This is a genomic window from Kribbella sp. NPDC056951 (assembly GCF_042674205.1).
Classification (GTDB): domain Bacteria; phylum Actinomycetota; class Actinomycetes; order Propionibacteriales; family Kribbellaceae; genus Kribbella; species Kribbella yunnanensis.
Genome location: NZ_JBHUQZ010000004.1, coordinates 79,234 through 99,548, shown reverse-complemented (window position 1 = coordinate 99,548; position 20,315 = coordinate 79,234). Strand labels below are relative to the sequence as shown.

Annotated in this window: 22 protein-coding genes; 11 read left to right on the top strand and 11 right to left on the bottom strand. The window is 67.3% G+C overall.

Annotation, left to right across the window (positions count from 1 at the left end; genetic code table 11):
• The first annotated feature begins 33 nt into the window (after positions 1 to 33).
• From ACFTSF_RS18555 to ACFTSF_RS18545, 3 genes are read left to right on the top strand one after another with little or no spacing between them, the layout of a single operon-like run.
• Positions 34 to 1,644 (top strand): discoidin domain-containing protein, encoded by a 1,611-nt coding sequence (locus tag ACFTSF_RS18555; RefSeq protein ID WP_380154920.1) that lies wholly within the window; start codon positions 34 to 36, stop codon positions 1,642 to 1,644.
• Positions 1,645 to 1,650: 6 nt separating this feature from the next.
• The gene (locus tag ACFTSF_RS18550; protein WP_380154919.1) at positions 1,651 to 2,895 is read left to right on the top strand and encodes an MFS transporter; all 1,245 of its coding nucleotides are present in this window, start codon (positions 1,651 to 1,653) and stop codon (positions 2,893 to 2,895) included.
• The gene (locus ACFTSF_RS18545; protein WP_380154918.1) at positions 2,892 to 3,878 is read left to right on the top strand and encodes a hypothetical protein; all 987 of its coding nucleotides are present in this window, start codon (positions 2,892 to 2,894) and stop codon (positions 3,876 to 3,878) included. The genes ACFTSF_RS18550 and ACFTSF_RS18545 overlap by 4 nt, the downstream gene beginning before the upstream one ends.
• 47 nt (positions 3,879 to 3,925) lie before the next feature.
• Here the strand turns inward: ACFTSF_RS18545 and ACFTSF_RS18540 are convergent, their stop codons facing one another.
• On the bottom strand, positions 3,926 to 4,366 hold the full coding sequence (locus ACFTSF_RS18540) for an SRPBCC family protein (RefSeq protein WP_380154917.1): 441 nt from the start codon (positions 4,364 to 4,366) through the stop codon (positions 3,926 to 3,928).
• A 192-nt stretch (positions 4,367 to 4,558) separates the two neighbouring features.
• Here ACFTSF_RS18540 and ACFTSF_RS18535 point away from each other — a divergent pair, with 192 nt between their 5' ends.
• The 3 genes from ACFTSF_RS18535 to ACFTSF_RS18525 are packed head-to-tail and all read left to right on the top strand — an operon-like array spanning position 4,559 to position 7,689.
• Positions 4,559 to 5,950: an FAD-binding oxidoreductase gene (locus ACFTSF_RS18535; RefSeq protein ID WP_380154916.1), complete on the top strand. Its 1,392-nt coding sequence runs from the start codon at positions 4,559 to 4,561 to the stop codon at positions 5,948 to 5,950.
• 33 nt (positions 5,951 to 5,983) lie between these two features.
• Positions 5,984 to 6,454 (top strand): MarR family winged helix-turn-helix transcriptional regulator, encoded by a 471-nt coding sequence (locus ACFTSF_RS18530; RefSeq protein WP_380154915.1) that lies wholly within the window; start codon positions 5,984 to 5,986, stop codon positions 6,452 to 6,454.
• Positions 6,451 to 7,689: an MFS transporter gene (locus tag ACFTSF_RS18525; protein ID WP_380154914.1), complete on the top strand. Its 1,239-nt coding sequence runs from the start codon at positions 6,451 to 6,453 to the stop codon at positions 7,687 to 7,689. Before ACFTSF_RS18530 ends, ACFTSF_RS18525 begins: the two co-directional genes overlap by 4 nt.
• 104 nt (positions 7,690 to 7,793) lie before the next feature.
• Here the strand turns inward: ACFTSF_RS18525 and ACFTSF_RS18520 are convergent, their stop codons facing one another.
• Positions 7,794 to 8,222: a GNAT family N-acetyltransferase gene (locus ACFTSF_RS18520; protein ID WP_380154913.1), complete on the bottom strand. Its 429-nt coding sequence runs from the start codon at positions 8,220 to 8,222 to the stop codon at positions 7,794 to 7,796.
• Positions 8,223 to 8,257: 35 nt separating this feature from the next.
• On the opposite strand from ACFTSF_RS18520, the gene ACFTSF_RS18515 reads away from it, so the two are divergent.
• Complete coding sequence (locus tag ACFTSF_RS18515; protein WP_380154912.1) at positions 8,258 to 8,890, top strand: hypothetical protein; 633 nt, start codon at positions 8,258 to 8,260, stop codon at positions 8,888 to 8,890.
• Positions 8,891 to 9,043: 153 nt separating this feature from the next.
• Here the strand turns inward: ACFTSF_RS18515 and ACFTSF_RS18510 are convergent, their stop codons facing one another.
• Entirely contained in the window at positions 9,044 to 9,802 is a 759-nt protein-coding gene (locus ACFTSF_RS18510; RefSeq protein WP_380154911.1) for an AIM24 family protein, read from the bottom strand.
• A gap of 231 nt (positions 9,803 to 10,033) precedes the next feature.
• Between ACFTSF_RS18510 and ACFTSF_RS18505 the strand changes: the two genes are divergently transcribed.
• The gene (locus ACFTSF_RS18505; protein ID WP_380154910.1) at positions 10,034 to 11,143 is read left to right on the top strand and encodes a glycosyltransferase; all 1,110 of its coding nucleotides are present in this window, start codon (positions 10,034 to 10,036) and stop codon (positions 11,141 to 11,143) included.
• On the opposite strand, the gene ACFTSF_RS18500 is transcribed toward ACFTSF_RS18505, so the two are convergent.
• Genes ACFTSF_RS18500 through ACFTSF_RS18490 form a run of 3 tightly spaced genes read right to left on the bottom strand, consistent with a single transcriptional unit; the run spans position 11,136 to position 14,001 of the window.
• Positions 11,136 to 11,951, bottom strand: a complete 816-nt coding sequence (locus ACFTSF_RS18500) for a Gfo/Idh/MocA family protein (RefSeq protein WP_380154909.1) — start codon at positions 11,949 to 11,951, stop codon at positions 11,136 to 11,138. The genes ACFTSF_RS18505 and ACFTSF_RS18500 overlap by 8 nt on opposite strands.
• Positions 11,951 to 13,012, bottom strand: a complete 1,062-nt coding sequence (locus ACFTSF_RS18495; RefSeq protein ID WP_380154908.1) for a Gfo/Idh/MocA family protein — start codon at positions 13,010 to 13,012, stop codon at positions 11,951 to 11,953. The genes ACFTSF_RS18500 and ACFTSF_RS18495 overlap by 1 nt, the downstream gene beginning before the upstream one ends.
• A 14-nt stretch (positions 13,013 to 13,026) precedes the next feature.
• A complete protein-coding gene (locus tag ACFTSF_RS18490; protein ID WP_380154907.1) occupies positions 13,027 to 14,001 on the bottom strand; it encodes a Gfo/Idh/MocA family protein in 975 nt (324 codons plus the stop codon).
• 103 nt (positions 14,002 to 14,104) lie between these two features.
• Between ACFTSF_RS18490 and ACFTSF_RS18485 the strand changes: the two genes are divergently transcribed.
• Positions 14,105 to 15,097, top strand: coding sequence for a LacI family DNA-binding transcriptional regulator (locus ACFTSF_RS18485; protein ID WP_380154906.1), 993 nt, complete (start codon positions 14,105 to 14,107; stop codon positions 15,095 to 15,097).
• 95 nt (positions 15,098 to 15,192) lie between these two features.
• On the opposite strand, the gene ACFTSF_RS18480 is transcribed toward ACFTSF_RS18485, so the two are convergent.
• Positions 15,193 to 15,579 (bottom strand): VOC family protein, encoded by a 387-nt coding sequence (locus ACFTSF_RS18480; RefSeq protein WP_380154905.1) that lies wholly within the window; start codon positions 15,577 to 15,579, stop codon positions 15,193 to 15,195.
• 107 nt (positions 15,580 to 15,686) lie between these two features.
• On the opposite strand from ACFTSF_RS18480, the gene ACFTSF_RS18475 reads away from it, so the two are divergent.
• Positions 15,687 to 16,370, top strand: a complete 684-nt coding sequence (locus ACFTSF_RS18475) for a hypothetical protein (RefSeq protein WP_380154904.1) — start codon at positions 15,687 to 15,689, stop codon at positions 16,368 to 16,370.
• Here the strand turns inward: ACFTSF_RS18475 and ACFTSF_RS18470 are convergent.
• From ACFTSF_RS18470 to ACFTSF_RS18460, 3 genes are read right to left on the bottom strand one after another with little or no spacing between them, the layout of a single operon-like run.
• Positions 16,355 to 17,311: an alpha/beta hydrolase gene (locus tag ACFTSF_RS18470; RefSeq protein WP_380154903.1), complete on the bottom strand. Its 957-nt coding sequence runs from the start codon at positions 17,309 to 17,311 to the stop codon at positions 16,355 to 16,357. The genes ACFTSF_RS18475 and ACFTSF_RS18470 overlap by 16 nt on opposite strands.
• Positions 17,308 to 17,829, bottom strand: coding sequence for a hypothetical protein (locus tag ACFTSF_RS18465; RefSeq protein ID WP_380154902.1), 522 nt, complete (start codon positions 17,827 to 17,829; stop codon positions 17,308 to 17,310). The genes ACFTSF_RS18470 and ACFTSF_RS18465 overlap by 4 nt, the downstream gene beginning before the upstream one ends.
• 53 nt (positions 17,830 to 17,882) lie before the next feature.
• Positions 17,883 to 18,581: a hypothetical protein gene (locus tag ACFTSF_RS18460; RefSeq protein ID WP_380154901.1), complete on the bottom strand. Its 699-nt coding sequence runs from the start codon at positions 18,579 to 18,581 to the stop codon at positions 17,883 to 17,885.
• 94 nt (positions 18,582 to 18,675) lie between these two features.
• On the opposite strand from ACFTSF_RS18460, the gene ACFTSF_RS18455 reads away from it, so the two are divergent.
• The gene (locus tag ACFTSF_RS18455) at positions 18,676 to 19,656 is read left to right on the top strand and encodes an alpha/beta hydrolase-fold protein (RefSeq protein WP_344165147.1); all 981 of its coding nucleotides are present in this window, start codon (positions 18,676 to 18,678) and stop codon (positions 19,654 to 19,656) included.
• Here the strand turns inward: ACFTSF_RS18455 and ACFTSF_RS18450 are convergent, their stop codons facing one another.
• Positions 19,657 to 20,304: a DUF1345 domain-containing protein gene (locus tag ACFTSF_RS18450; RefSeq protein ID WP_380154900.1), complete on the bottom strand. Its 648-nt coding sequence runs from the start codon at positions 20,302 to 20,304 to the stop codon at positions 19,657 to 19,659. It lies immediately after the preceding gene.
• Between the last annotated feature and the right edge of the window lie 11 nt (positions 20,305 to 20,315).

The window sequence follows — 20,315 nt, the reverse complement described above, 5'->3', positions numbered from 1 at the left end:
ACAATTTTCTCCGGCACGCCCACGGAGGTTGTCATGAGCAAACGAATGCGCCGGCTGTCGACGCTGCTACCCGTCGTCCTGGCCGCCGCACTGGGTGGATCGGCGGCCATTGCCGGTACCACCGCAGATTCCCTGTTATCCAGGGGAAAACCCGTCCTCGCGTCCAGCATCGAGGACAACACATTGACCGCGGACAAGGCGGTTGACGGCAACACCACGACACGGTGGGCCAGCATGGAAGGCCACGATCCGGAATGGATCCGCGTCGACCTCGGCCAGCCCGCCGACATTCACCGGGTCAAACTGAACTGGGAGGCCGCCTACGCGAAGAGCTACCGGATCGAGGTTTCCGACGACGGTACGACGTTCAGTACGGTCAAGTCGCTGACCAGTCAGAACGGTGGGACCGACGACAACACCGGCCTGACCGGCCACGGTCGGTATGTCCGAGTCGTCGGTACGGCGCGCGGCACGGCGTACGGGTATTCGCTGTTCGAGCTCGAGGTCTACGGCGTCGGCGACTCGTCCGGTGATACCCAGGCGCCGACAGTGCCGACCGGTCTGCAGAGCACCGGGACTTCGGCGACCTCGGTCTCGCTGAGCTGGACCGCGTCGACGGACAACGTCGGAGTCACCGGGTACGACGTACTTCGCAACGGGACCGCGGTTGCGACCGCGACCTCGGCGTCGTACACCGATACCGGTCTGACGGCCGACACGTCGTACACGTACACCGTCCGGGCCCGTGACCTGGCCGGCAATGTGTCCGGTGCGAGTACGCCGATCACCGTGAAGACGGGCACCGGTGGCACCGGCGGATTCGTCCTCGCGGCCGCCGGCGACATCGCCAAGCAGTGCACGGCATCCTCGTCCACCTGCATCCACCCGAAGACGGCCGCGCTGGTCACGCAGATCAACCCGGCCAACGTCATCACGATGGGCGACAGCCAGTACGACGACGCCCACCTGTCCGACTACACCAGCTACTACGCCAAAACCTGGGGCAAGTTCAAGTCGATCACCAAGCCGGTCCCGGGGAACCACGACACCTACGACGAGCCGTCGTACAACGGGTACGACACGTACTTCGGGGCCGCGATCGCGAAGCCGCAGGGCAAGCGCTACTACAGCTGGGAGAAGGGGAACTGGCACTTCATCGCCCTGGACTCGTCCGACTACATGACGCACGACACCTTGGCCTCGCCGCGCGACGACCAGCTCGCCTGGCTGCGGGCGGACCTGGCCAAGAACACCAAGGGATGTGTGGCCGCGTACTTCCACCATCCGCGCTGGAGCTCCGGCGACCACGGCGACAACGACGACAGTGAGCAGTTCTGGCGGACTCTCACCGGCGCCAAGGTCGACCTGGTGCTGAACGGTCACGACCACCACTACGAGCGGTTCGTGCCGATGAACGGTGACGGCGACGCCGATCCGAACGGGACGGTCGAGCTGCTCGGCGGGATGGGCGGCGCATCGCCGTACGACCTGAAGACGCCGCACCCGACGACGGCCAAGCTGCTCAGCACCTACGGCGTGATCAAGCTGACCATGACGGACACCTCCTTCACCTCGCAGCTGATCGGCCTGAACAACACCGTGGAAGACAGCAGCCCGACCTACAACTGCCGGGCAAAGGGCTGAGGTCTCATGTACCTCGCCGGAACCCGGGCTGCGGATCACGCCGCGGCCCGGGCGACACCAGCCCGTTCGGTCCTCGGCCGGGTCCCCGGCACCGTCATCGCGCTGGGCGTCGTCAGCCTGGTGACGGACATCTCCGCGGAGATGGTGACCGCGATCCTGCCGCTCTACCTGGTCTTCGGTCTCGGGCTGAACCCCTTGCAGTTCGGCCTGCTCGACGGCCTGTACGCCGGTGCGACCGCCGTACTGCGGTTGGTCGGTGGGCATGTCGCCGACCGCTGGCAACGACTGAAGGCGGTCGCCGGCATCGGGTACGGCGTCTCGGCGGTCGCGAAACTGGGGTTCCTCGCGGCCGGTTCGTCGGTGCCCGCGATCGGCGTCGTACTGGCCGTCGACCGAGCAGGGAAAGGCGTCCGCACCGCCCCGCGCGACGCGTTGATCTCGCTCAGCAGTGCACCCGAAACCCTCGGCCGCTCCTTCGGTGTCCATCGCGCCATGGACACGATCGGCGCGTTCCTCGGCCCGTTGGCCGCGACGGCTGTTCTTTGGGCGGCGCTCGGCAACTACAACGCGGTCTTCGTCACCAGCTTCTCGCTGGCAACGTGCGCCGTACTGCTGCTGGTGGTTCTGGTTCCGAACCGGACTCGACTCACCACCGAGCCGGCGAAGAACAAGCCGTCCTTCCGCACCATGCTGGGGTTGTTGCGGGAGGCAAGCTTCCGGCGCTGCTGCGTGTGGGCTGCGGCGCTCGGGCTGTTCACTGTCACCGATTCCTTTCTGTATTTGGCATTGCAACGCCGTTGGGATATCGACGGCCGCTTGTTCCCGCTGCTGCCACTCGGGACGGCAGGAACCTTTCTCCTGCTGGCGATTCCGCTCGGCCGGCTTGGTGACCGCATCGGTCGGTGGAAGATCTTCATCGTCGGACATCTGGCGCTGGTCGTCGCGGTCCTGCTGGTCTGCGGGCCGATCGGCAACTGGTGGCTGGCGCTTGCCTTGCACGGAGCGTTCTACGCCGCGACCGACGGGGTGCTCCCGGCGGCCGCCGGTCCGATGCTGCCGCCGGAACTGCGGGCGTCCGGTCTCGCGGTGCTGCAGACCGGTCAGGCGCTGGCGCGGATGGTCTCGGCCGTCACCGTCGGGCTGCTTTGGACGGTGTGGGACGTTCGCCCGGCGCTGCTCCTGTTCACTGCGGCCTTGCTGACGGTGACCGTCGCCGCGGCCGTGGTCCGACCGTTGGAGGCTGCACGATGAGGAAGATCATCGGCCTGATCACCGGATTCGTAGTACTGCTGGGTGGTGCGGTCGCGTACGTCGTCTCCGCGCGACACGGCGGTGCCGCGGTGAACGCCGTACCGGTAAGCACCGGGCAGACGCTCGCCCTGGATTCGTCGACGCTGTTCTTCAGCAATCTCGCCGACGGTCCGGACCGGGGCAAACTTGCGGCCGTCCCGGCGACCGATCCGGGCATGGCCAGACGTGTCGGGGACTTGTCTTGCGATCGGTTCGCCGCAGCACGGGGTACGGCGATCTGTCTGCGGCTCAAGCCTGGTTCGTTGCCACCGCTCACCGACATGCTCGTCCTGGATGCGAACCTGAAGGAGATCCACCGCGAGACGCTCCCGGGAACGCCGAGCCGAGCGCGGGTCTCGCCCAACGGCCGCATCGTCAACTGGACACTCTTCGTCACCGGCGACTCCTACGCGGCCACCGGCTTCTCCACTCGCACTGGCTTCTACAACCTGGACAAGCAGCGGCTGATCAAGTCGGTCGAGACCCTCCCGATCCTCATCGACGACAAACGGTACTTCGCCTCGGATGTGAACTTCTGGGGGATCACCTTCGCTGCCGACGGCAACCGCTTCTACCTGACCATGGGCAGCAAGGGTAAGACCTACCTGATCGAAGCCGACTACGCGAAGTACCACGGGCACGCGATCGCCCGGAACGTCGAGTGCCCGTCGCTGTCACCCGACGGTCGCCGGATCGCCTACAAACAAAAGGTTGCCACCGGCAAGTGGCGGCTCGCCGTCATGGACCTCGCCACCCGCAAGATCACCAACCCACCCGACGATCGCCTGCTCGACGACCAGCCGGTCTGGCGCGACAACGACACCCTGCTCTACCCACTCCGCGCCGCCGACGGAACCACCGACATCTGGTCAGTCGGCCTGACCAAACCGCCCACCCTGCTCATCCGCCACGCCACCAGCCCGTCATTCGGTTCGCCCACCTGATCACCGTCCTGCCCGCCGGGCCTGGGGCTACCCGGCGGGTGGGACGGTCAGCTGTTGAGCTGTGCTGCGAGTGCGTTGTTCATCGCTGCGAACTGTGGCTCGATGGTGCGGCGCAGCATCGAGCGGAGGAACGGTACGGCGAGGCCGCGGAACTCCTCGTCGTTGACGAGCCGGGTGCGCTCGCCGGGCAGCTCTTCCAGCCGGAAGAGGTGCTTGCCGTCGAACAAGCCGCCGAAGCCGATGCGGCTGAGCCAGGTGAGCTCGCGGTTCGGATCGACGACCAGCACCTTGGGAGTGAAGGTGCGTTCCTTTCCCTCGGCGTCGCGGATGCGAGTGGTGACGGTCGAGCCGACCGTCAGCTCACCGGTCAGCGAGAGGATGAACGGGTTCCACGCTGGGTACGCCGCGCTGTCGGTCAGCACCCGCCAGACCTCCGCCAGGGGCGCGTCGAGGTCGATCGTGGTCCGCACCGCGAAAACCTTCGTCATGGTCGGGAACCGTATGCGGACCTGCAGGCCATCACAACTGCGGTCGTCCACCCGTCGCCACGCTCGGGCGGGTCCATCCGCGCCAATTGTGATGGGCCGTGGGTCCGCGCGATGGTCTGCCCGAAAGGCTCCTGCTGCTCGCGAGCTACGGGCCTAGGGTGACAGGGAGTAATGGACTGGGGAGGATGACGGATGACGCAGACGGCTGACAGCGGGATCGACGAGCTTCGGACCACGATCGAGGGAGTGGTGGTCGGGCCGCAGGACGCGGCGTACGACGACGCCCGGCGGGTCTGGAATGCCGCGATCGATCGGCGACCGGCACTGGTCGCACAATGCGCAAACGTCGCCGATGTCCAAGCGGCCGTCCTGTTCGGGGTGCGCAACGGGCTGGAGATCACGATTCGCGGTGGCGCGCACAGCATGTCCGGTGCGGCGGTCGTCGACGACGGGCTGATGATCGACGTCCGCGCGATGAACCAGATCACCGTCGACCCGGAGGCGAAGCGTGCGGTGGTCGGCGGCGGTGCGCTGCTCTCCGAGCTCGACGCCGCAACGGCCGAGTACGGACTGGCCGCGCCGGCTGGGATGATCAGCCACACCGGCGTCGCGGGGCTCACGCTCGGCGGCGGGATGGGGTACCTGACCCGCAAGTTCGGGCTCAGCCTCGACAACGTGCTTTCGGTGCAAATCGTCACCGCCGACGGCCGAGTACTGCGCGCCGCGGCCGATGAGAATCCCGAGCTGTACTGGGCTGTTCGCGGCGGTGGCGGCAATTTCGGTGTCGTCACCGAGTTCGAGTTCCAGCTGCACGAGGTCGCGCCGATCGTCCAGTACGGACTGCTCTGGTGGGACCTCGACCAAGGCGCCGACGTACTGCGGTTCGCGCGCGACCTGGTCCCGACTCTGCCGCGCGACGTGACCATCATCATCGGCGCGCTCAACGCGCCGCCCGCCCCGTTCGTACCGGCCGAGCACCAGTTCAAGCCCGGGTATGCGCTGGTCGTGGTCGGCTTCGACGCCGAGAAGTTCGAGGAGATCGTCGGCCAGATCCGGACGGCGCTGCCGCCGACAGTCGAGTTCACGACGCCGATGCCGTTCACCGAGGTCCAGAAGTCGATCGACGAACCGAACGCGTGGGGCCACTTCTGCTACGACAAAGGCACCTACATCGAGGACTTGACCGACGAGGCGATCGAGGTGATCACCGACCACGTCGCGCGGAAGGTCTCGCCGCTGTCGAACACCCTCTTCTACCGCCTCGACGGCGCCTACTCCGAGATCGGTGACGACGACACCGCCTTCGGAGGCGGCCGCTCACCGCGGTACGCGGTCTTCGTGGTCGCGATCTCCCCGGATGCCGACGGCCTGCCGACCGAGCGCGACTGGGTGCGGGCATTCTGGGACGAACTCCAGCCGCACACCTTGGGCAACGGCAGCTACATCAACGCGATGGCGGAATTCGACGCCGACCGGGTCAAGGCGTCGTACGGGGTGCAGAAGTACGCGCGGCTGCAGGAGATCAAGACGGCGTACGACCCGGACAACGTGTTCCACCGGAACATGAACATCAAACCGTTGTAACAGTGCTTATATAAGTGCTGTTATGATCGCTCGGTGGATGATCCGACAGAGCAGAGTCAGTGGCGTGCGCTCCACCAGTTGCTAGCGCGAATGGATGGTGAGATCGGCCGGGTCTACACGGACCGGGACATCCAGGGGCTGAAGCCCTCCTGGGTGATTGAGCTGCTGCGGCTCCACGTTCGTGGGCCGATGACGATCACCGAGCTGGCTGAGTCGGTGGGCCGGACGCACTCCGCGCTCAGCCAGAAGGTCGCGGCGATGCGGACGGCCGGGTTGGTGCAGACCGAGACCGGGCCGGATGCGCGCGCCAAGGTGGTCGCACTGACTCCGAAGGCGCAGGAGCTGGCCGGGTTGCTGGCGGCCGAGTGGCGGGCCACCGAGGCGGCCATCGCCGAGCTCGAGGCTGAGCTGCCGTACCCGATGACTCAGGTGGTGCGCGACATCGAAGAGAGGCTGGCTCAGAAGAGCTTCTATCAGCGGGTGACCGAGAAGCTCGCCGAATGAAGGGCGTGCTGATCGACCTCGCGCCGCTGCGGGCCTCGCGCCCGTTCCGGCGACTGTGGTTCGGCCAGGTGGTGTCGATCTTCGGCGCGCAGTTGGCGTTCGTCGCGGTGATGTTCCAGGTCTGGGACCAGACGCACAGTACGGCGTGGACCGGCGCGATCGGCCTCGCGCAGGCGCTGCCGTTGATCGTGCTCGGCCTGTTCGCCGGGGCAGCCGTCGACCGGTTCGAACGGCGGCGGTTCTACCTGGTGATCACGATCTGTCAGGTGATCACCGCGACCCTGATGGCGAGCCAGCTCCTGATCGGTCCAGTGCCGGTCGGCGTACTGCTCGGACTGGTTTCCATGCAGTCGGCGCTCGGGGCCGCGTCCGGTCCAGCGGCCCGAAGCATCCTCCCGCAACTCCTCCCACGCGAACTGCTGGCCGGCGGAATCGCGCTCAACCGCATCGCCTTCCAGGGCGCAATGCTGGTCGGCCCGGCCGTCGGTGGACTGATCGTCGGCGCCTGGGGCCCCAGTACGGCGTACCTGGTCGACGCACTGACCTTCAGCGGTGTCCTGTACGGCGTACTCGGTCTGCCAGTGCTCCGAGTCAAGGGCGAGGTGCGACCCGGGGTGCGTGGTGTGGCAGACGGCCTGGCCTTCGTCGTGTCGACACCGGTGATCCGGGGTGCTCTGGTCACGGACCTGGCCGTCACCGTGCTCTCGATGCCGATCAGCCTGTTCCCGGCGCTGAACGCTGAACGTTTCGGTGGTGATCCGCGGACCCTCGGGCTGTTCCTGACAGCGATCGCCGTCGGGGGAGTAACCGCCTCGGTGCTGTCCGGTTCGTACACCCGATTGCCACGTCCCGGCGTCGTCATGCTGATCGGCGCCGGCAGCTGGGGCATCGCCCTGGGCCTGTTCGCCTTCGCGCCGACCCCGTGGATCGCCTTGGCCTTCCTAGCCGTTGCCGGTGCCGCCGACACAGTCTCGGTCGTTGCCCGCAGCACCATTGTCCAGCTGCACACCCCGAACGAGCTGCTCGGCCGAGTCGCCGCCGCCGAACAAATCGTCGGCAGCGCCGGCCCAAACCTCGGCAACGTCCGCGGCGGCGTCACCGCCCAACTGACCTCCCCCTTCACCGCACTGATCTCCGGCGCAATCCTCTGCGTAGCCGCGGTAGTCACCGTCGCCTCCACCACCCCCGGCCTACGCGAGCGCATCGCACCGGAAACCACTCCGGCCCAAGGCTGAGGCGGACCGCCCCCACTCACCAACTCGAATTCTGCTCGGTTCACCACGCTCCCGCACGCCCAGCGCCTGCGGATTTCGCAGGTTGGTGAGTGTCTGGCGTCCGCCTAGCCGAGGCGCATCAGCACGAAGGGGACGGTGTCGCCTGGCAGGAGGTACGTCTCCACCTCGAGGAATCCGTGCTTCTCGGCGAATCGGACCCCATCCACGTTGGTGGCCAGGATGTGGGTCTCCACGCCCTTCCCCTGGGTCTGCGCTAGGCAGTGCTGGTAGAGCGTCTCGCCGAAACCACATCGCCGGTACGGCGGGAGTACGCGCGCGATCACGGTTTCCGCAGGCGTGTCCGCGTCCGGTGGTCGCACGGTCGAACACCCCACGAGGACGTCGCCGTCGTACGCGACCTCGAGGACATTGCGCGTGGCGCGCTCGCGGACCTCGTCGACCGACAAGGCCGCGGTCGGCACGATCTCGTTGTGCACCTGCTGCCACTCGAGCAGCGTCACCTCGTCGTGGACCCGAACAATCCTGAGCGTCATGGCTGGAGATGGTGGCACGTAGTAGCGTCCATGTCGTGCGAATTCTGTTTGTTGGGAACAGCTTTACGGCGCGGAACAACCTGCCGGGGTTGCTGAAGGGGCTGGCCGGGGCGCGGGGGATCGAGGTCGAGTCGACGCTCATCCAGGCGGGCGGGGCCTCGTTGCGCCAGCATTTGAATGCGGGGAAGGCGCTCGCGGCGATCGCGGCCGGCGGGTACGACGTCGTCGTACTGCAGGAGCAGAGCACGTTGCCGGTGAAGAGTCCGGAGCGGTTTCGGGAGAGTGCGCGCGACTTCGATGCGGCGATCAAGGCGGCCGGGGCGCGGACCGCGCTCTACCTGACCTGGGCGCGTCGGAATGCACCGGAGGCCCAGGCTGCCCTGACGAGTGCGTACGGCGGGGCCGCGGCTGAGCTGGGTGCGACGCTGATCCCGGTCGGGATGGTGTGGGAGCGGTTCCTCGAAACCCATGACGAGCCCGTGCTGCACGACAAGGACAACAGTCACCCGGCATTGGCCGGCAGTTACCTTGCCGCGTGCGTGTTCCTGATCGCGTTACTGGCTGAGGATCCGGTTGGGATCGACGTACCGGTGAAGGGCCTCGATGCGGACACCGCGGCCCTTCTCCAGCAAGCTGCTTGGGAGATCTGCGAAGGACCAGTGTCCTGAGCCGGGGACTCGACGGCACTGGAGGCGCCCAGGCACGCACCTCGCTGCGTTGGAGGAGCATCCACGATGAACACCGCATCGAGGACGCTCCTCCGCCTTGCGATGCACGCACCTGGACACCTCCAGCACTCGCCGATTCCCCGGCTCAGGACACTAGCGTCCGCCGAGTAGCCCACCGAGGACACCGCCGACGCCACCGTCCTGGCCGCTCTGGGTGCCGCTGCCCGTACCGCCGATGACGCCGCCGGGCGGCTCCTCGGACGGCTGGACGACGACGAAGCCCTGGCCGGCGAAGCTCATCGTGAACGCCTCACCCGTGGTCCGGCCGAGCAGGGTGCCGAGGCCGATCTGGTCGGCGCGCTGGTAGCCGGTCTGCAGGCTGGTCGACCAGGCGATCGCGGCCTGCGGATCGGCATACGTCGGCTGGTCCACCGACAGCACCACCGGGGTGCCCTTGCAGGTGATCGCGAGCCGGCCCTGGCCGGAGAACGTGCAGTTGAACAGGCCGGCGTTCGACATCATGCCCATGCCCTGGACCCGCTGGATGTCCCAGCTCAGCGTCGGCTCGAACGCGAGCACGTTGGCGCCGTTGATGCTGAGCCCGTCCTGCGGTCCTTCGAGGTCGATCAGGTAGACGTCGGACGCGCGGTCGGCGAGGAAGACATCGCCCTGCCCGCGCATCTTCATCAGCGGGATACCCTCGCCGGTCAGCTTCTGCTTGATGAACTTGCCGATGCCGCCGGACCCCTGGGCCTCGAACTGAACGTTGCCCTGGTACGCGACCATCGCACCCTGCCGCGCGAACACCTCACCCCGCAGCTCGACCTTCAGCAGCTTCGAGTTCTGCAGCCGCAGACCCGGCTGGGCCGACTCCTGCTCCTGGTTCTCCGCCGCGAACAGTTGACTCCGCACTGACCTACCCCCTCATGAGAAACAACCCCGAGCGTAGGTTCGGACGCACCCCACGCCGCCGCGGATCCGTGGATCCTGCCCCAATTTCGACCGACTCTGCCCTCGCCGCCCCCAGCGCCAGACAAGTGGATCCCCTCTCCCCTTCCAACATATAGCCGAGGGGTGGGCTTGCGGCAAGGCCCGGGTGATGCTTCAGGATGGCCGTCCGATCACGAGTCGAAGGACGTGCAGATGCGATTTGTGTTGCTGACCTGGGGATCGCGCGGAGATGTCGAGCCGCTGGCCGGACTGGCGGTCCGGTTACAGGAGTACGGCGCGAAGGCGGTGCTGTGCGCGCCGCCCGACGAGGAGTTCCAGCTGCTGGCCGAGCGGGCGGGTGCCCAGCTGGTGCCGCTGGGTCCGTCGGTGCGCTCAGTGGTGAACAACCCGAAGCCGCCGACTCGAGAGGACGCGCTCCGGTTAGCGCCCGACCTGGTCGCGGCGCGCTTCGCCGTACTGCCGAAGCTCGCCCAGGGCGCCAAGGCCATCGTCGCCACCGGGTTGATGCCGGCCGGCGCTCGGGACGTGGCCGAGAAGCTCGGCATCGGCTACGCGTTCGCCTCGTTCCACACCCTCGGGCTGCCGGCCGAGAAGACGAACGAGCTGTACCTCGAGGCGCTCAACACCAACCGGTCGGCGATCGGCCTGCCGCCGGTCGACGACGTACGGTCACATGTCCGCACCGAGCAGTCTTGGCTGGCTTCTGACCCGACGCTTTGGCCGGCGGACGTTGACGACGTACTGCAGATCGGCGCCTGGACGCTGCCCGACCACCGTCCGCTCCCCGCCGACCTGGAGGCCTTCCTCGACGCCGGCGAACCACCCGTGTACGTCGGCTTCGGCAGCATGGCCGCGCACGCTCCGAAGGACATCGCCCGCTCGACCATCGAGGCCGCCCGGGCCCACGGCCGCCGGGTGCTGCTAGGTCGCGGCTGGGCCGAACTCGCGGCGATCGACGACCGGAAGGACACGTTCGAGATCGGCGAGGTCAACCAGCAGGCCCTGTTCCCGCGAGTCGCCACCGTCATCCACCACGGCGGCGCTGGGACCACAACTACCGCGGCCAAGGCCGGTACGCCGCAACTCGTCGTACCGCGCCTCGTCGACCAGCCCCGCTGGGCCGCCCGCGTCGCCGAACTCGGCATCGGCTTCGCCCATCAGGATCCGGATCCGACTCTCGAGTCGTTGAGCGCGGGGTTGGCCGTCACCCTGGCTCCGTCGACGCTCGCCCGAGCGCAGGCCTTGGCGCCGACCATCGACACCGACGGCACGAAGCGCGCCGCCGAACTCCTGCTCAGCTGAGCTGTTCGAGGACGGTGATCGGCGCGAGCAGAGTCGCATCGTCAAGCGGCGCTCGCCCGGTCGCAAGCATCTCGAGAAACACCTTCAACCCGGGTACGACGTAGTCCTTATCCAGCCGAACATCGTGGCTCACGAGGCCCTCGCGGCCGACGATCTCAGCGTGAAACGGCACCTGGCCGTTCACCAACTGGAGCGTGACGAGCACCCCGTTGCTGCGATACCGCGCGATGACAGCTGCATTTGTTCGCTCGACCCGGACGTCTTCAGGTTCGCCGGTCGCGAGCCGCTGAGCGAGGTCGGCCGCGTGAATGCCGTAGAAGAAGATCCCGCTGTACTCGCTGTTTGAGTCGGCCGGCCCGGTCACAGTCACCGCCTGCACCTCGCCAACCTCTTGGGTGCCTCGGGCAAGCAGTTCCGCATCAGGCAGCCAACGAACAGCCGAGTACGACGTCACCGGCGTACCGGTCCGATTCGCGGCCGCGATGATCGCGCGGGCATCCGCCGTACTGGCCGCGAGCGGCTTGTCCACCCACACCGGAACCCCAGCCTCAAGAAACGGCACCGCATGCTCCCGATGCAACGCCCCATCCCGGTTGGTGACAATCAGCGCATCCACACTGCCAATCAACTCGGCGGATGTGGGCACAAACCGCCCGATCCCACCTGCTCTGGTGAGCCCACGATTGTGCTCGTCATCCGCCCCGACAAGAGCCACAATCCGAGCCCCGTCACTGATCGGCTCGACGTTGAGATGCCGGACGATCTCAGTCGCGTGACTGTTCTCCGTCCCCACCAACCCGATGCGCATCAACCGTCCACCTCAACAGGCCGCCCCACCCGAGCAGACTCATAAACAGCAAGCACAGTAGCCAACGCCCGCCGCCCATCCGCCACCCCAACCCCAGGCGCCCGCCCCTCCACCACAGCCCCCACAAAATCCCGATACTGCGCAAGATGAGCCAACTGCACAGGCCCCCACCCGTCCGCCCCGGACGGAGTCGCCGCCTCCGCCACGCCCCTCCCGACACCACCCGCCGCGCCCTCACCGGGCCGACTACTTGTGTGCCGCTCCACCCCCTCTCCACCTTCAGTGGTTAGAGCGACTAGGCGGTCGTCGTCCATGACGGCGATTCCTTGGTCGCCGTGTATGGACAGGCGGACTGCCCTTCCCGGGTAGGCGGCTGTGCTGGCTAGGAGTAGACCTATGGCTCCGGACTCGAAGGTGATGGTGGCGGCGGCTACGTCTTCTACCTCTAGGTTTTGGTGGGCGAGTTGGGCGGTCTGGGCACTGACTTGGACCGGGCGGCCGAGCATCCACACCAGCAGGTCGAGAGCGTGAATACCTTGGTTCATCAACGCTCCACCGCCGTCGACAGCCAGTGTCCCGCGCCAGCCGTCGCCGTCGTAGTACGACTGGGGTCGGTAGAACGCGGACTCGACGATCCCGGACGTGATCCGCCCGAGCGCACCGGACTCGACCGCCTCCTTGATCCGCACGACCGGCTCCTGGAACCGGCGTTGGCTGACAACCGACACCGTGCGACCGGTCTCGCGTTGGGCTGCGATGAGTCGGTCGGCGGCGGCGAGGGTGATGTCGACCGGCTTCTCGACCAGCACGTGCTTTCCGGCGTACAGGGCTTCGATTGCGGCGTCCGCGTGCAACGCGCTGGGCAGACAGATGCTCACGGCATCGACCTCGGCGTACGCACTCGCAGCGTCCGGGGAAGCGCGAGCGCCGTACTGATCAGCGAGTTTCTGCGCACGCTCGAGGTCCTGATCCACGACCGCGACGAGTTCGTCGTCGAGGGCTTCGAGCAGGCGAGCATGGACGGTGCCGATCGCTCCGGCACCCACGACGGCGAAACGCATGGAACCTCTTTCGGTCAGCTGGACCAGGGGATCGGAAGGTTGTCGCTCTCCGCCGACTGCTGGGCGAGCAGGGCGAGCCGCGTGACCAGCAGGCTGTGGCTGGTGGTGATATCCGGTTCGTTGCCGTCAGCAAGTGCTTGCAGCGGTAGCTCGGCCGGGCGGTGACCGGGTGGCAGCGGTACGTCGTACGGCGGCTTCTCGGTCGTGGTCAGGATCAGGCGGTGGCGGGCCCATTGGAGTTCGGCGGTGCCTTCGGTGCCGGTGAGTTTCATCCGGTAATCGCCGTGCAGGGGAGAGGCGGCGGGGGTGAGCCAGTCGACGCCGGCCGTGATCAGCACGCCCGGGCCGGTGAGCGTTGCGGTGCCGTAGCGGGGGAAGGCCGGTTCGCCGGCGAGCGCGCCGCTGACAGTGCCAGTGGTGAGGCCGGTGAAGCACAGCGCCGCGTCGATGTCGTGGACAGCGAGGTCATTGAGCAGACCGCCGTACTGCGTCCGGTCGAAGAACCACTCCGGACGAGATGGGCGGTTGAGTTTGTGCGGGCCGGACGAGACGACGCCGTGGATCGTGCCCAGCTCCCCGGATCGGACGAGCTCGATCGCCGCCAGCGTTTCGGGGTAGTACCGCTTCTCGAGGAGCAGGACGACATGCCGGTTGTTGCGCTCCGCGGCTTCGGCGATCGCGGTCAGATCGGCGAGCGACGTACAGAGGGGTTTGTCGGCCAGGACGTGCGCACCTGCGTTGAGGGCGTCGACAACGGCGCGACCGCGGTCGGCGTAGATCCCGGCGACCATGACGACATCGGGGTGGACTTCGTCGAGCATCTGCTGGTGATCGGTGAAGACCTTCGCCCCGTAAGGAGTTGCGTAGCCTTCGGCGACAGTGCGGTCGGGGTCGGCCACGGCGACCAGCTCGAAGTCGTCGTACCGGTCGATCTCGGCAGTCACGTACCTCGCGTGCGGATGAGCGGCGCCCGCGATCGCGATCCTCATGGTGAGGATTCCAGCATGCAAGCGATTGCAGGTCAACGGCGTCAATTCGTTCCCCCAGTCATCTCCTGGTCGGTGCAATCGGTTGCGTCCTAGGGTGTCCGCCATGGGTCAGCGGGTCGGTGTGACGTTGGGCGATGTGGCCGGGTTGGCGGGCGTGTCGCGAGCCACGGTCTCGCGCGCATTCACCCGGCCGGAGATGCTGAACACCGAGACCGTTGAGCGCGTGCGCGGGGTCGCCGAACGACTCGGGTACGTCGGAAACCAGGCGGCCCGGGCATTGGCCACCGGCCGATTCGGGAACATCGCGGTCATCGTGCCCGATATCGCGAACCCGTTCTTCCCACCGCTCGTCCGAACCCTGCAGTCGGTCGCCGAGGAGGCGGATCTGGCCGTGTTCCTGGGCGATTCCGACGAGTCGCCGGAACGCGAGGCGAAGCTGGTGACGCGACTCGGTTCCCAGGTCGAGGGCTTCGTGCTGGCGTCCTCACGACAGTCCGAGGAGCTGATCCGCAACCTCGCTCACACCCGTCCCGTCGTACTGGTCAACCGCGACATCGAAGGCATCCCTCGAGTGGTGATCGACTCGTCCGGCGGCATGACCGAAGCCGTCATGCTCCTCAAGAACCTCAACCACCGCCACCTCGTCTACCTGGCCGGCCCCCGCGACTCCTGGTCCGACCAACAACGCCGTACCACCCTCATAGAAGCCTCCGCCACCACCGGCCTCACCGTAGACATCATCGAGGTAGGCCGCCCCACCTACACCGCCGGCCGCGACGCCGTCACCGCCATCACCGCCTCCGGCGCCACCGCGGCCATCGCCTTCGACGACGTAGTCTCCCAAGGCGTCCTGGCCGGCCTGGCCCTCCGCAACATCTCCGTCCCCCAAGACTTCAGCCTCATCGGCTGCGACGACACCCTCGCCCCCCTCACCACCCCCGCCCTCACCAGCGTCTCCGCCGCCTCAGCCCCCGCCGGCCGCGCCGCCGCCCACCTCCTCATCAAAACCCTCCAATCCCCGACCACCCCCACCGCTCCCCGCATCACCATCCCCACCCACCTAATAACCCGAGCCACCACCGCTCAAGCCCCCTAACCGGCCGGCTTTCGATCTGCGGATGGACAGGACGTATACGGGGGATTTGGGGCTGGGGGTTGAGGTGGTGAGCGGGGCGGGGGTGGGTGGTGGGGTTATACGTCCTGTTGGTCGGGGGATTGGGCGCGCTGGCCGAGGACTAGGGAGTTGCCGTCGGGGTCTTGGGCTCGGGCTGTGCGTTCGCCCCAGGGCTGGTCGGTCGGCTCTTCGAGGATGAGGCCGCCGGACTGGCGGATCAGGGTGGTGGTGGCGTCGCAGTTGGCGACGTAGAACCAGAGGACGATTGAGCCGGGGGTCGGTTGGTGGTTGGGGTCGTGGCCCAGGCCGAGGGAGGCTGCGCCGATGTGGAGGCCGACGTAGGCGGGTGGGCCTTCGGGTGGGAAGCGGTAGTGCTCGGTTGCGGCGAGGGTTTCGGTGTAGAAAGCGAGCAGCCGGTCCAGGTCGGCGGTCGTCACGATCGGGAAAACGTCATCGGCACCCATTGGTGTCCTCCTTCGCTTGTGGTTACCTGAAACTGACGAACACGGCGTGCCCGGATCGACAGACCCGGTCACGCTTGGTATCGGCCGGAATTGGGCACTGGAGCGGCATGCAGAGGTACGTCGGCGTGCGGTACACCCGGATCTGGCGCACGGCTGTAGGTGCGCTGGCCGGCATCGGCGTGCTGTCGGCGCTGATGCTGGTGGCGCCGGGGCCGGCTCTGGCGACGTTCTTGCTGGCCGCGTTCATGGTCGGCGCGATCTCGGTGAGTTTCGGGTTGTCGTGCGAGCGGCCGCCGGATCAGGTGTTCCGGGCGGCGCCGCGGTGGGCGCTCCTCGCCGGCGTCAGTGGACTGGCGATCCTCGGGTACGGCGTGGCCGCGGGATCCGAAGTCTTGCTGCTGCTCCTGCTCATCGCCGGGACGTCGCCACCGGTCGTCGCCTGGTTCGGCTGGATCCCGCAGACCCCGACCCCCAAGGCGCCGAAGAAACTCAAGCGAGTCGTCGTCGAGCCGGTCGACCTCGCTGTCCCCGAACTGGAACTGGAACTCGAACCGGCCGACCAGCTGAGCGAGATGTCGGCCACCGAACTCTGCCTGGCCTGGCGCCGCAGCTTCACCGAACTGCAGCGCCCCGACCACTGGTCCGCGACGATCGACGTACGGCGGGCTTATCTCGACGAGCTCGAACGCCGGTACCCCGAAGAGTTCGCCGCATGGATGGCGTCCGGGCCGCGCGCGGCCAGCGACCCGGGGCGTTTCTTCAATCACGGCGCCGATCACGCCGGCGGGTAGAACACCTCCCGGAGGTGCGCGCCGATCAACTCGACCGCATGCCGCCCGGCCGACAGCACGGCCGGGAAGTTGAGAAAGGCATGCATAGTTTCGGCGTACTCGACCAGCCTGACCGGCCCGTCGAGACGCTCCGCATAGTGCCGAGCGTCGTCCCGCAGCGGGTCGCGCCCAGCCGCGAGGATGAGCGCGGGCGGCAGCCGGGCAAGGGACGCAGCACGCAGCGGTACGGCGGCCGCCGGCAGCTCGCCGGTGGGGAAGTACTGGGCGGATGACCAGCGACCCGGCGCGATGCTGAGGAAAGTTCCGTCGAACAACCGGTACGACTCGGTGTCCTGCTCGTGGTCGAGACTGGGGTAACAGAGGATCTGGTGATCAGGCAGCGGGCTGCCGTTGTCCCGGGCAACGAGACACGCCCCGGCCGCGAGCCCGGCACCGGCGCTCTGACCACCGACCGCGATCCGCCCGTCGCCACCTAACTCGGCAGCGTGTTCACGAATCCAGATCAAAGCGTCGTGCACGTCGTTCAGCCCAGCCGGATAAGGGTCTTCCGGCGCCAGCCGATAGTTGAGCGAGACAACCACAACGTTGCCGGCGGCAGCGATCCCGGACGTCGCGTACTCGATGTCACGCAAGTGACCACCGATGAACCCACCGCCGTGCAGCCAGAGCACGATCGGTGCCGGGCCAGTGCTGTGAACAGGCTGATAGACGCGCGCCTCGAGAGTGCGTCCCGGCAGATCGATCCGAAGGTCGCGCGGGTTCGTCCGCGGATCCACCATTCCAGCCAGTTCGGGGTCCGGAAGCTCCAACCGGTCGTTCAGCAGAGCCAGGTACGGGCCAAGCGAAGGACCGGCCGGTTCGTTCGCGAACCGGTTGAGCAAGGCATCGGTCTCACCGGCGAACACCGGACTGTCGATGCTCTCGGCAACGACCGTGCTCATGCGGCCTTCAGGTGGCGCGCCGCGTGCCCGAAGATCTCGTGCCCCGGGGGAGTCGACACGTACTCGGCCAGCGCCCCGATCCCACCGTCGTACCCGCCGCCGGTCGCCGGATCGGCCCACGCCGCGTCGTCGTACTGCTCGATCTCGGCCAGCAATGCAGCACCCACGCTGCGGTAGCGGTGCAAGGTCAACTCCGACGGAATGTGCCGCCCAGCCTCGACCCCGCCGACATTCAAGGCGCTCCCGGCCGAAGGGGTCTCCCAGCGCGGATCCAGGCTCCAGTGCATCCGCCCGTTCCGAGCATCACGCAGGACAGCGAGCGTGATCTCGTCCCACATCAGCACGTGGCCGACCAGGTCGTGCAACGAGTCGCAGAAGTGGCCGAGCGGTCCGTCGCTCACCTGGTACGGCGCTCGCAGCTCGTCCTCCGTCAATCCGTCAATCGCGGCCAGCAGCAGGCCTTGGTCGTCCCGCAACAACTGAGCCGCCTCAGCAGGTGATGTCTTCGCAATACGCATGTCTCGACCAAACCACCGCCCTCGTCGCGGACGCCGTCGATTGAGCGAACTGCTCAATCGGTCAGGCCGAGATCGGTGAGGATCTCGGTCACCGGCCGGTTGGGTGGGGCCGCGGTGGTGAGGCCGCGGATGCAGGCGGTCATCACCATCAGGAAGTAGTCGCCGCTGGAAATGGCCGGCAGTTCCGCGTGAACGGGCGCGAGGACCTCGTCGGTCGCGAGCAGGGCGTAGACCTTCTCGAGCTCCCGTTGATGAGGCCCGTCGTGGTACGGCCGGTGGCGCTCCTCGGCGGCGGTCAGGTTGATGGCGAGGGACGCGACCGTTCCCGACAACATGACAGCTCCAGCAGCGCCGTACCCACGTCGTCCGAGCGCCTCGACCGCCTCGCGCTGCAGGCGCAAACCGGAAGCGCCGCGGGGGAACAGAGTCTGCAGGTACGCCGCGAGTCCGGGCCGGTCGATGATGAACGTGCGGAGCTGCTGAGCGAACGACAGCAGGTGAGCGTTCAGTTCGTCGGCCGGGTCATCGAGGACGCTCAGTTCGGCGAGCATCGCCTCGCCGACGACCGACTCCAGGCCGAACTTGCCGTCGACATGGCGGTAGAGCGCAGCCGGGGTGACGCCGAGCGCGCCGGCGACGCCGTTCACGGTGAGGTTCGCGAGGCCGAGGCGCAGCCCTTCGCGCTCGATGTCCGCGAGCCCGATCTGCGCCTGCCGGCCACCGGTCTTGCGCCGGGGCGAAGTCCCTGTCACAACCCTCCTCGAATCTGCTGACCCCTAAGTTATGGTACTAACTTAGATAGGCACCGTGACTTACGGTGACTGTCCCTTCTCTCCCCAGGAGATCATGGTGAGTGAGCACCGCCCCACCCGGAGAACCGTGCTGAAGGCCGCCGGCGGCCTGACGGTCGCGGCAGGCCTCGGCGCTGGAACCATTCTGGCCACCTCTGCCGCGGCCAGCGCTGCCGATGATGGTTTCGGCCTGCACATCGTCGACAGCAACCAGGCGGATCCGCGGATGTGGTACTACCGCTTCCAGACCGCCGAGATCGGCTGGCAGCCCGCGGTGAACGTGCTGCTGCCCGATGGCTATCACGAAAGCGGCGGTCGCCGGTACCCCGTTCTGTACCTGCTGCACGGCGGTCTGCAGGACTTCATCACCTTCGACCGCGAGGGTATCCGGGCGTGGACGGCGGGTAAGCCGATCATCATCGTGATGCCGGACGGAGGAAAGGCCGGCTGGTACTCGAACCCGGTCACCACCAATGTCGGCCCGCGCAACTACGAGAGCTTCCACCTCAACCAGCTGATCCCGTGGATCGACGCCAACTTCCGCACGTACGCCGAGTTCGCCGGGCGCGCCGTCTCGGGCTTCTCGATGGGCGGCTTCGGAGCGCTGAAGTACACCGCCAAGTACTTCGGTCACTTCGCCTCGGTGAGCTCGCACTCCGGCCCGGCCAGCATCCGGCGCGACGGCGGCCTCGTCGCGCAATGGGCGAACGCGTCGTCGGCCGCCGTCGAACTCAACGGCGGGACGATCTACGGCGTCCCCTGGGACGAAGCCCGGGTCACCGCCGACAACCCGATGCAGAACCTCGAACGCTACCGAGGCAAGCGCATCTTCCTCGTCGCCGGCACCTCGCCCAGCTCCGACCCGGGTGACTACATCAACGAAACCCAGGTCCTGGCCGGGCATCGCGAGTTCCGGGCTGCCCTCGATCAGGCCGGCATCCCGTACACCCACCACGAAGACGGCGGCGGCCACTTCATCCGCCACGACCGCATGATCGAAGACATCGACGGCATCATCAACCACCTGCGGCAGTAGCTACTTGCCGGTGAACGCGCCGATCGCGATCCCGAGGACGGCGGCGTTGTAGAAGAACGACAGCACCGAATGCCAGATCACCGCATGCCGAAGCCGCCTGCTGGTGATCTCGGCATCGGAGGTCGCGAACGTCGCCCCGATCGTGAACGCGAAATACGCGAAGTCGAGGAAGTTCGGCGTACTGGTTCCCGGGAACGTGATGCCGTTGCCGGTGCCGAAGTAGATATTTGCGTAGTGCATCGCATAACCGACATGCAGAATCAACCAAGCCAGTACGACGGTCGTTGCCGCCAGCAAGCGAATGATCCAGAGATCCCACTGGGTACCGTCGTCGTCTGCATCCACTGCCACGATCAGCATCCCGCTCGAGAGTCCGGCGGCACTGGCCACGAGCAGTGCGCCGAATCGCAGTCGCATCAAGCGGGCCGACAGCAACCAAGTCGGCGCCCCCTCGGTGTCGGCTGCGACTCGGCCGCGCCGCATGGTCCAGATCTGTCGACTGAGGAAGGCGAGTGCTAGGACGTCCCAGCCCAGCAGAGCCGGGATGGTCGCACCGACCAGGAAGTGCGGGACCCACAGCACCGGCAGCAGTACGACGCCTGCCGCCGCGAGCAGCGCCCGCGTGATCCCGTCCCACCACCTCAGCACGGTTCGGATGC

Coding starts and splice junctions, on each gene's coding strand:
- ACFTSF_RS18555 (WP_380154920.1), top strand. CDS start 34: ATGAGCAAACGAATGCGCCGGCTGTCGACGCTGCTACCCGTCGTCCTG.
- ACFTSF_RS18550 (WP_380154919.1), top strand. CDS start 1,651: ATGTACCTCGCCGGAACCCGGGCTGCGGATCACGCCGCGGCCCGGGCG.
- ACFTSF_RS18545 (WP_380154918.1), top strand. CDS start 2,892: ATGAGGAAGATCATCGGCCTGATCACCGGATTCGTAGTACTGCTGGGT.
- ACFTSF_RS18540 (WP_380154917.1), bottom strand. CDS start 4,366: ATGACGAAGGTTTTCGCGGTGCGGACCACGATCGACCTCGACGCGCCC.
- ACFTSF_RS18535 (WP_380154916.1), top strand. CDS start 4,559: ATGACGCAGACGGCTGACAGCGGGATCGACGAGCTTCGGACCACGATC.
- ACFTSF_RS18525 (WP_380154914.1), top strand. CDS start 6,451: ATGAAGGGCGTGCTGATCGACCTCGCGCCGCTGCGGGCCTCGCGCCCG.
- ACFTSF_RS18520 (WP_380154913.1), bottom strand. CDS start 8,222: ATGACGCTCAGGATTGTTCGGGTCCACGACGAGGTGACGCTGCTCGAG.
- ACFTSF_RS18505 (WP_380154910.1), top strand. CDS start 10,034: ATGCGATTTGTGTTGCTGACCTGGGGATCGCGCGGAGATGTCGAGCCG.
- ACFTSF_RS18500 (WP_380154909.1), bottom strand. CDS start 11,951: ATGCGCATCGGGTTGGTGGGGACGGAGAACAGTCACGCGACTGAGATC.
- ACFTSF_RS18495 (WP_380154908.1), bottom strand. CDS start 13,012: ATGCGTTTCGCCGTCGTGGGTGCCGGAGCGATCGGCACCGTCCATGCT.
- ACFTSF_RS18490 (WP_380154907.1), bottom strand. CDS start 14,001: ATGAGGATCGCGATCGCGGGCGCCGCTCATCCGCACGCGAGGTACGTG.
- ACFTSF_RS18485 (WP_380154906.1), top strand. CDS start 14,105: ATGGGTCAGCGGGTCGGTGTGACGTTGGGCGATGTGGCCGGGTTGGCG.
- ACFTSF_RS18480 (WP_380154905.1), bottom strand. CDS start 15,579: ATGGGTGCCGATGACGTTTTCCCGATCGTGACGACCGCCGACCTGGAC.
- ACFTSF_RS18475 (WP_380154904.1), top strand. CDS start 15,687: ATGCAGAGGTACGTCGGCGTGCGGTACACCCGGATCTGGCGCACGGCT.
- ACFTSF_RS18470 (WP_380154903.1), bottom strand. CDS start 17,311: ATGAGCACGGTCGTTGCCGAGAGCATCGACAGTCCGGTGTTCGCCGGT.
- ACFTSF_RS18465 (WP_380154902.1), bottom strand. CDS start 17,829: ATGCGTATTGCGAAGACATCACCTGCTGAGGCGGCTCAGTTGTTGCGG.
- ACFTSF_RS18455 (WP_344165147.1), top strand. CDS start 18,676: ATGGTGAGTGAGCACCGCCCCACCCGGAGAACCGTGCTGAAGGCCGCC.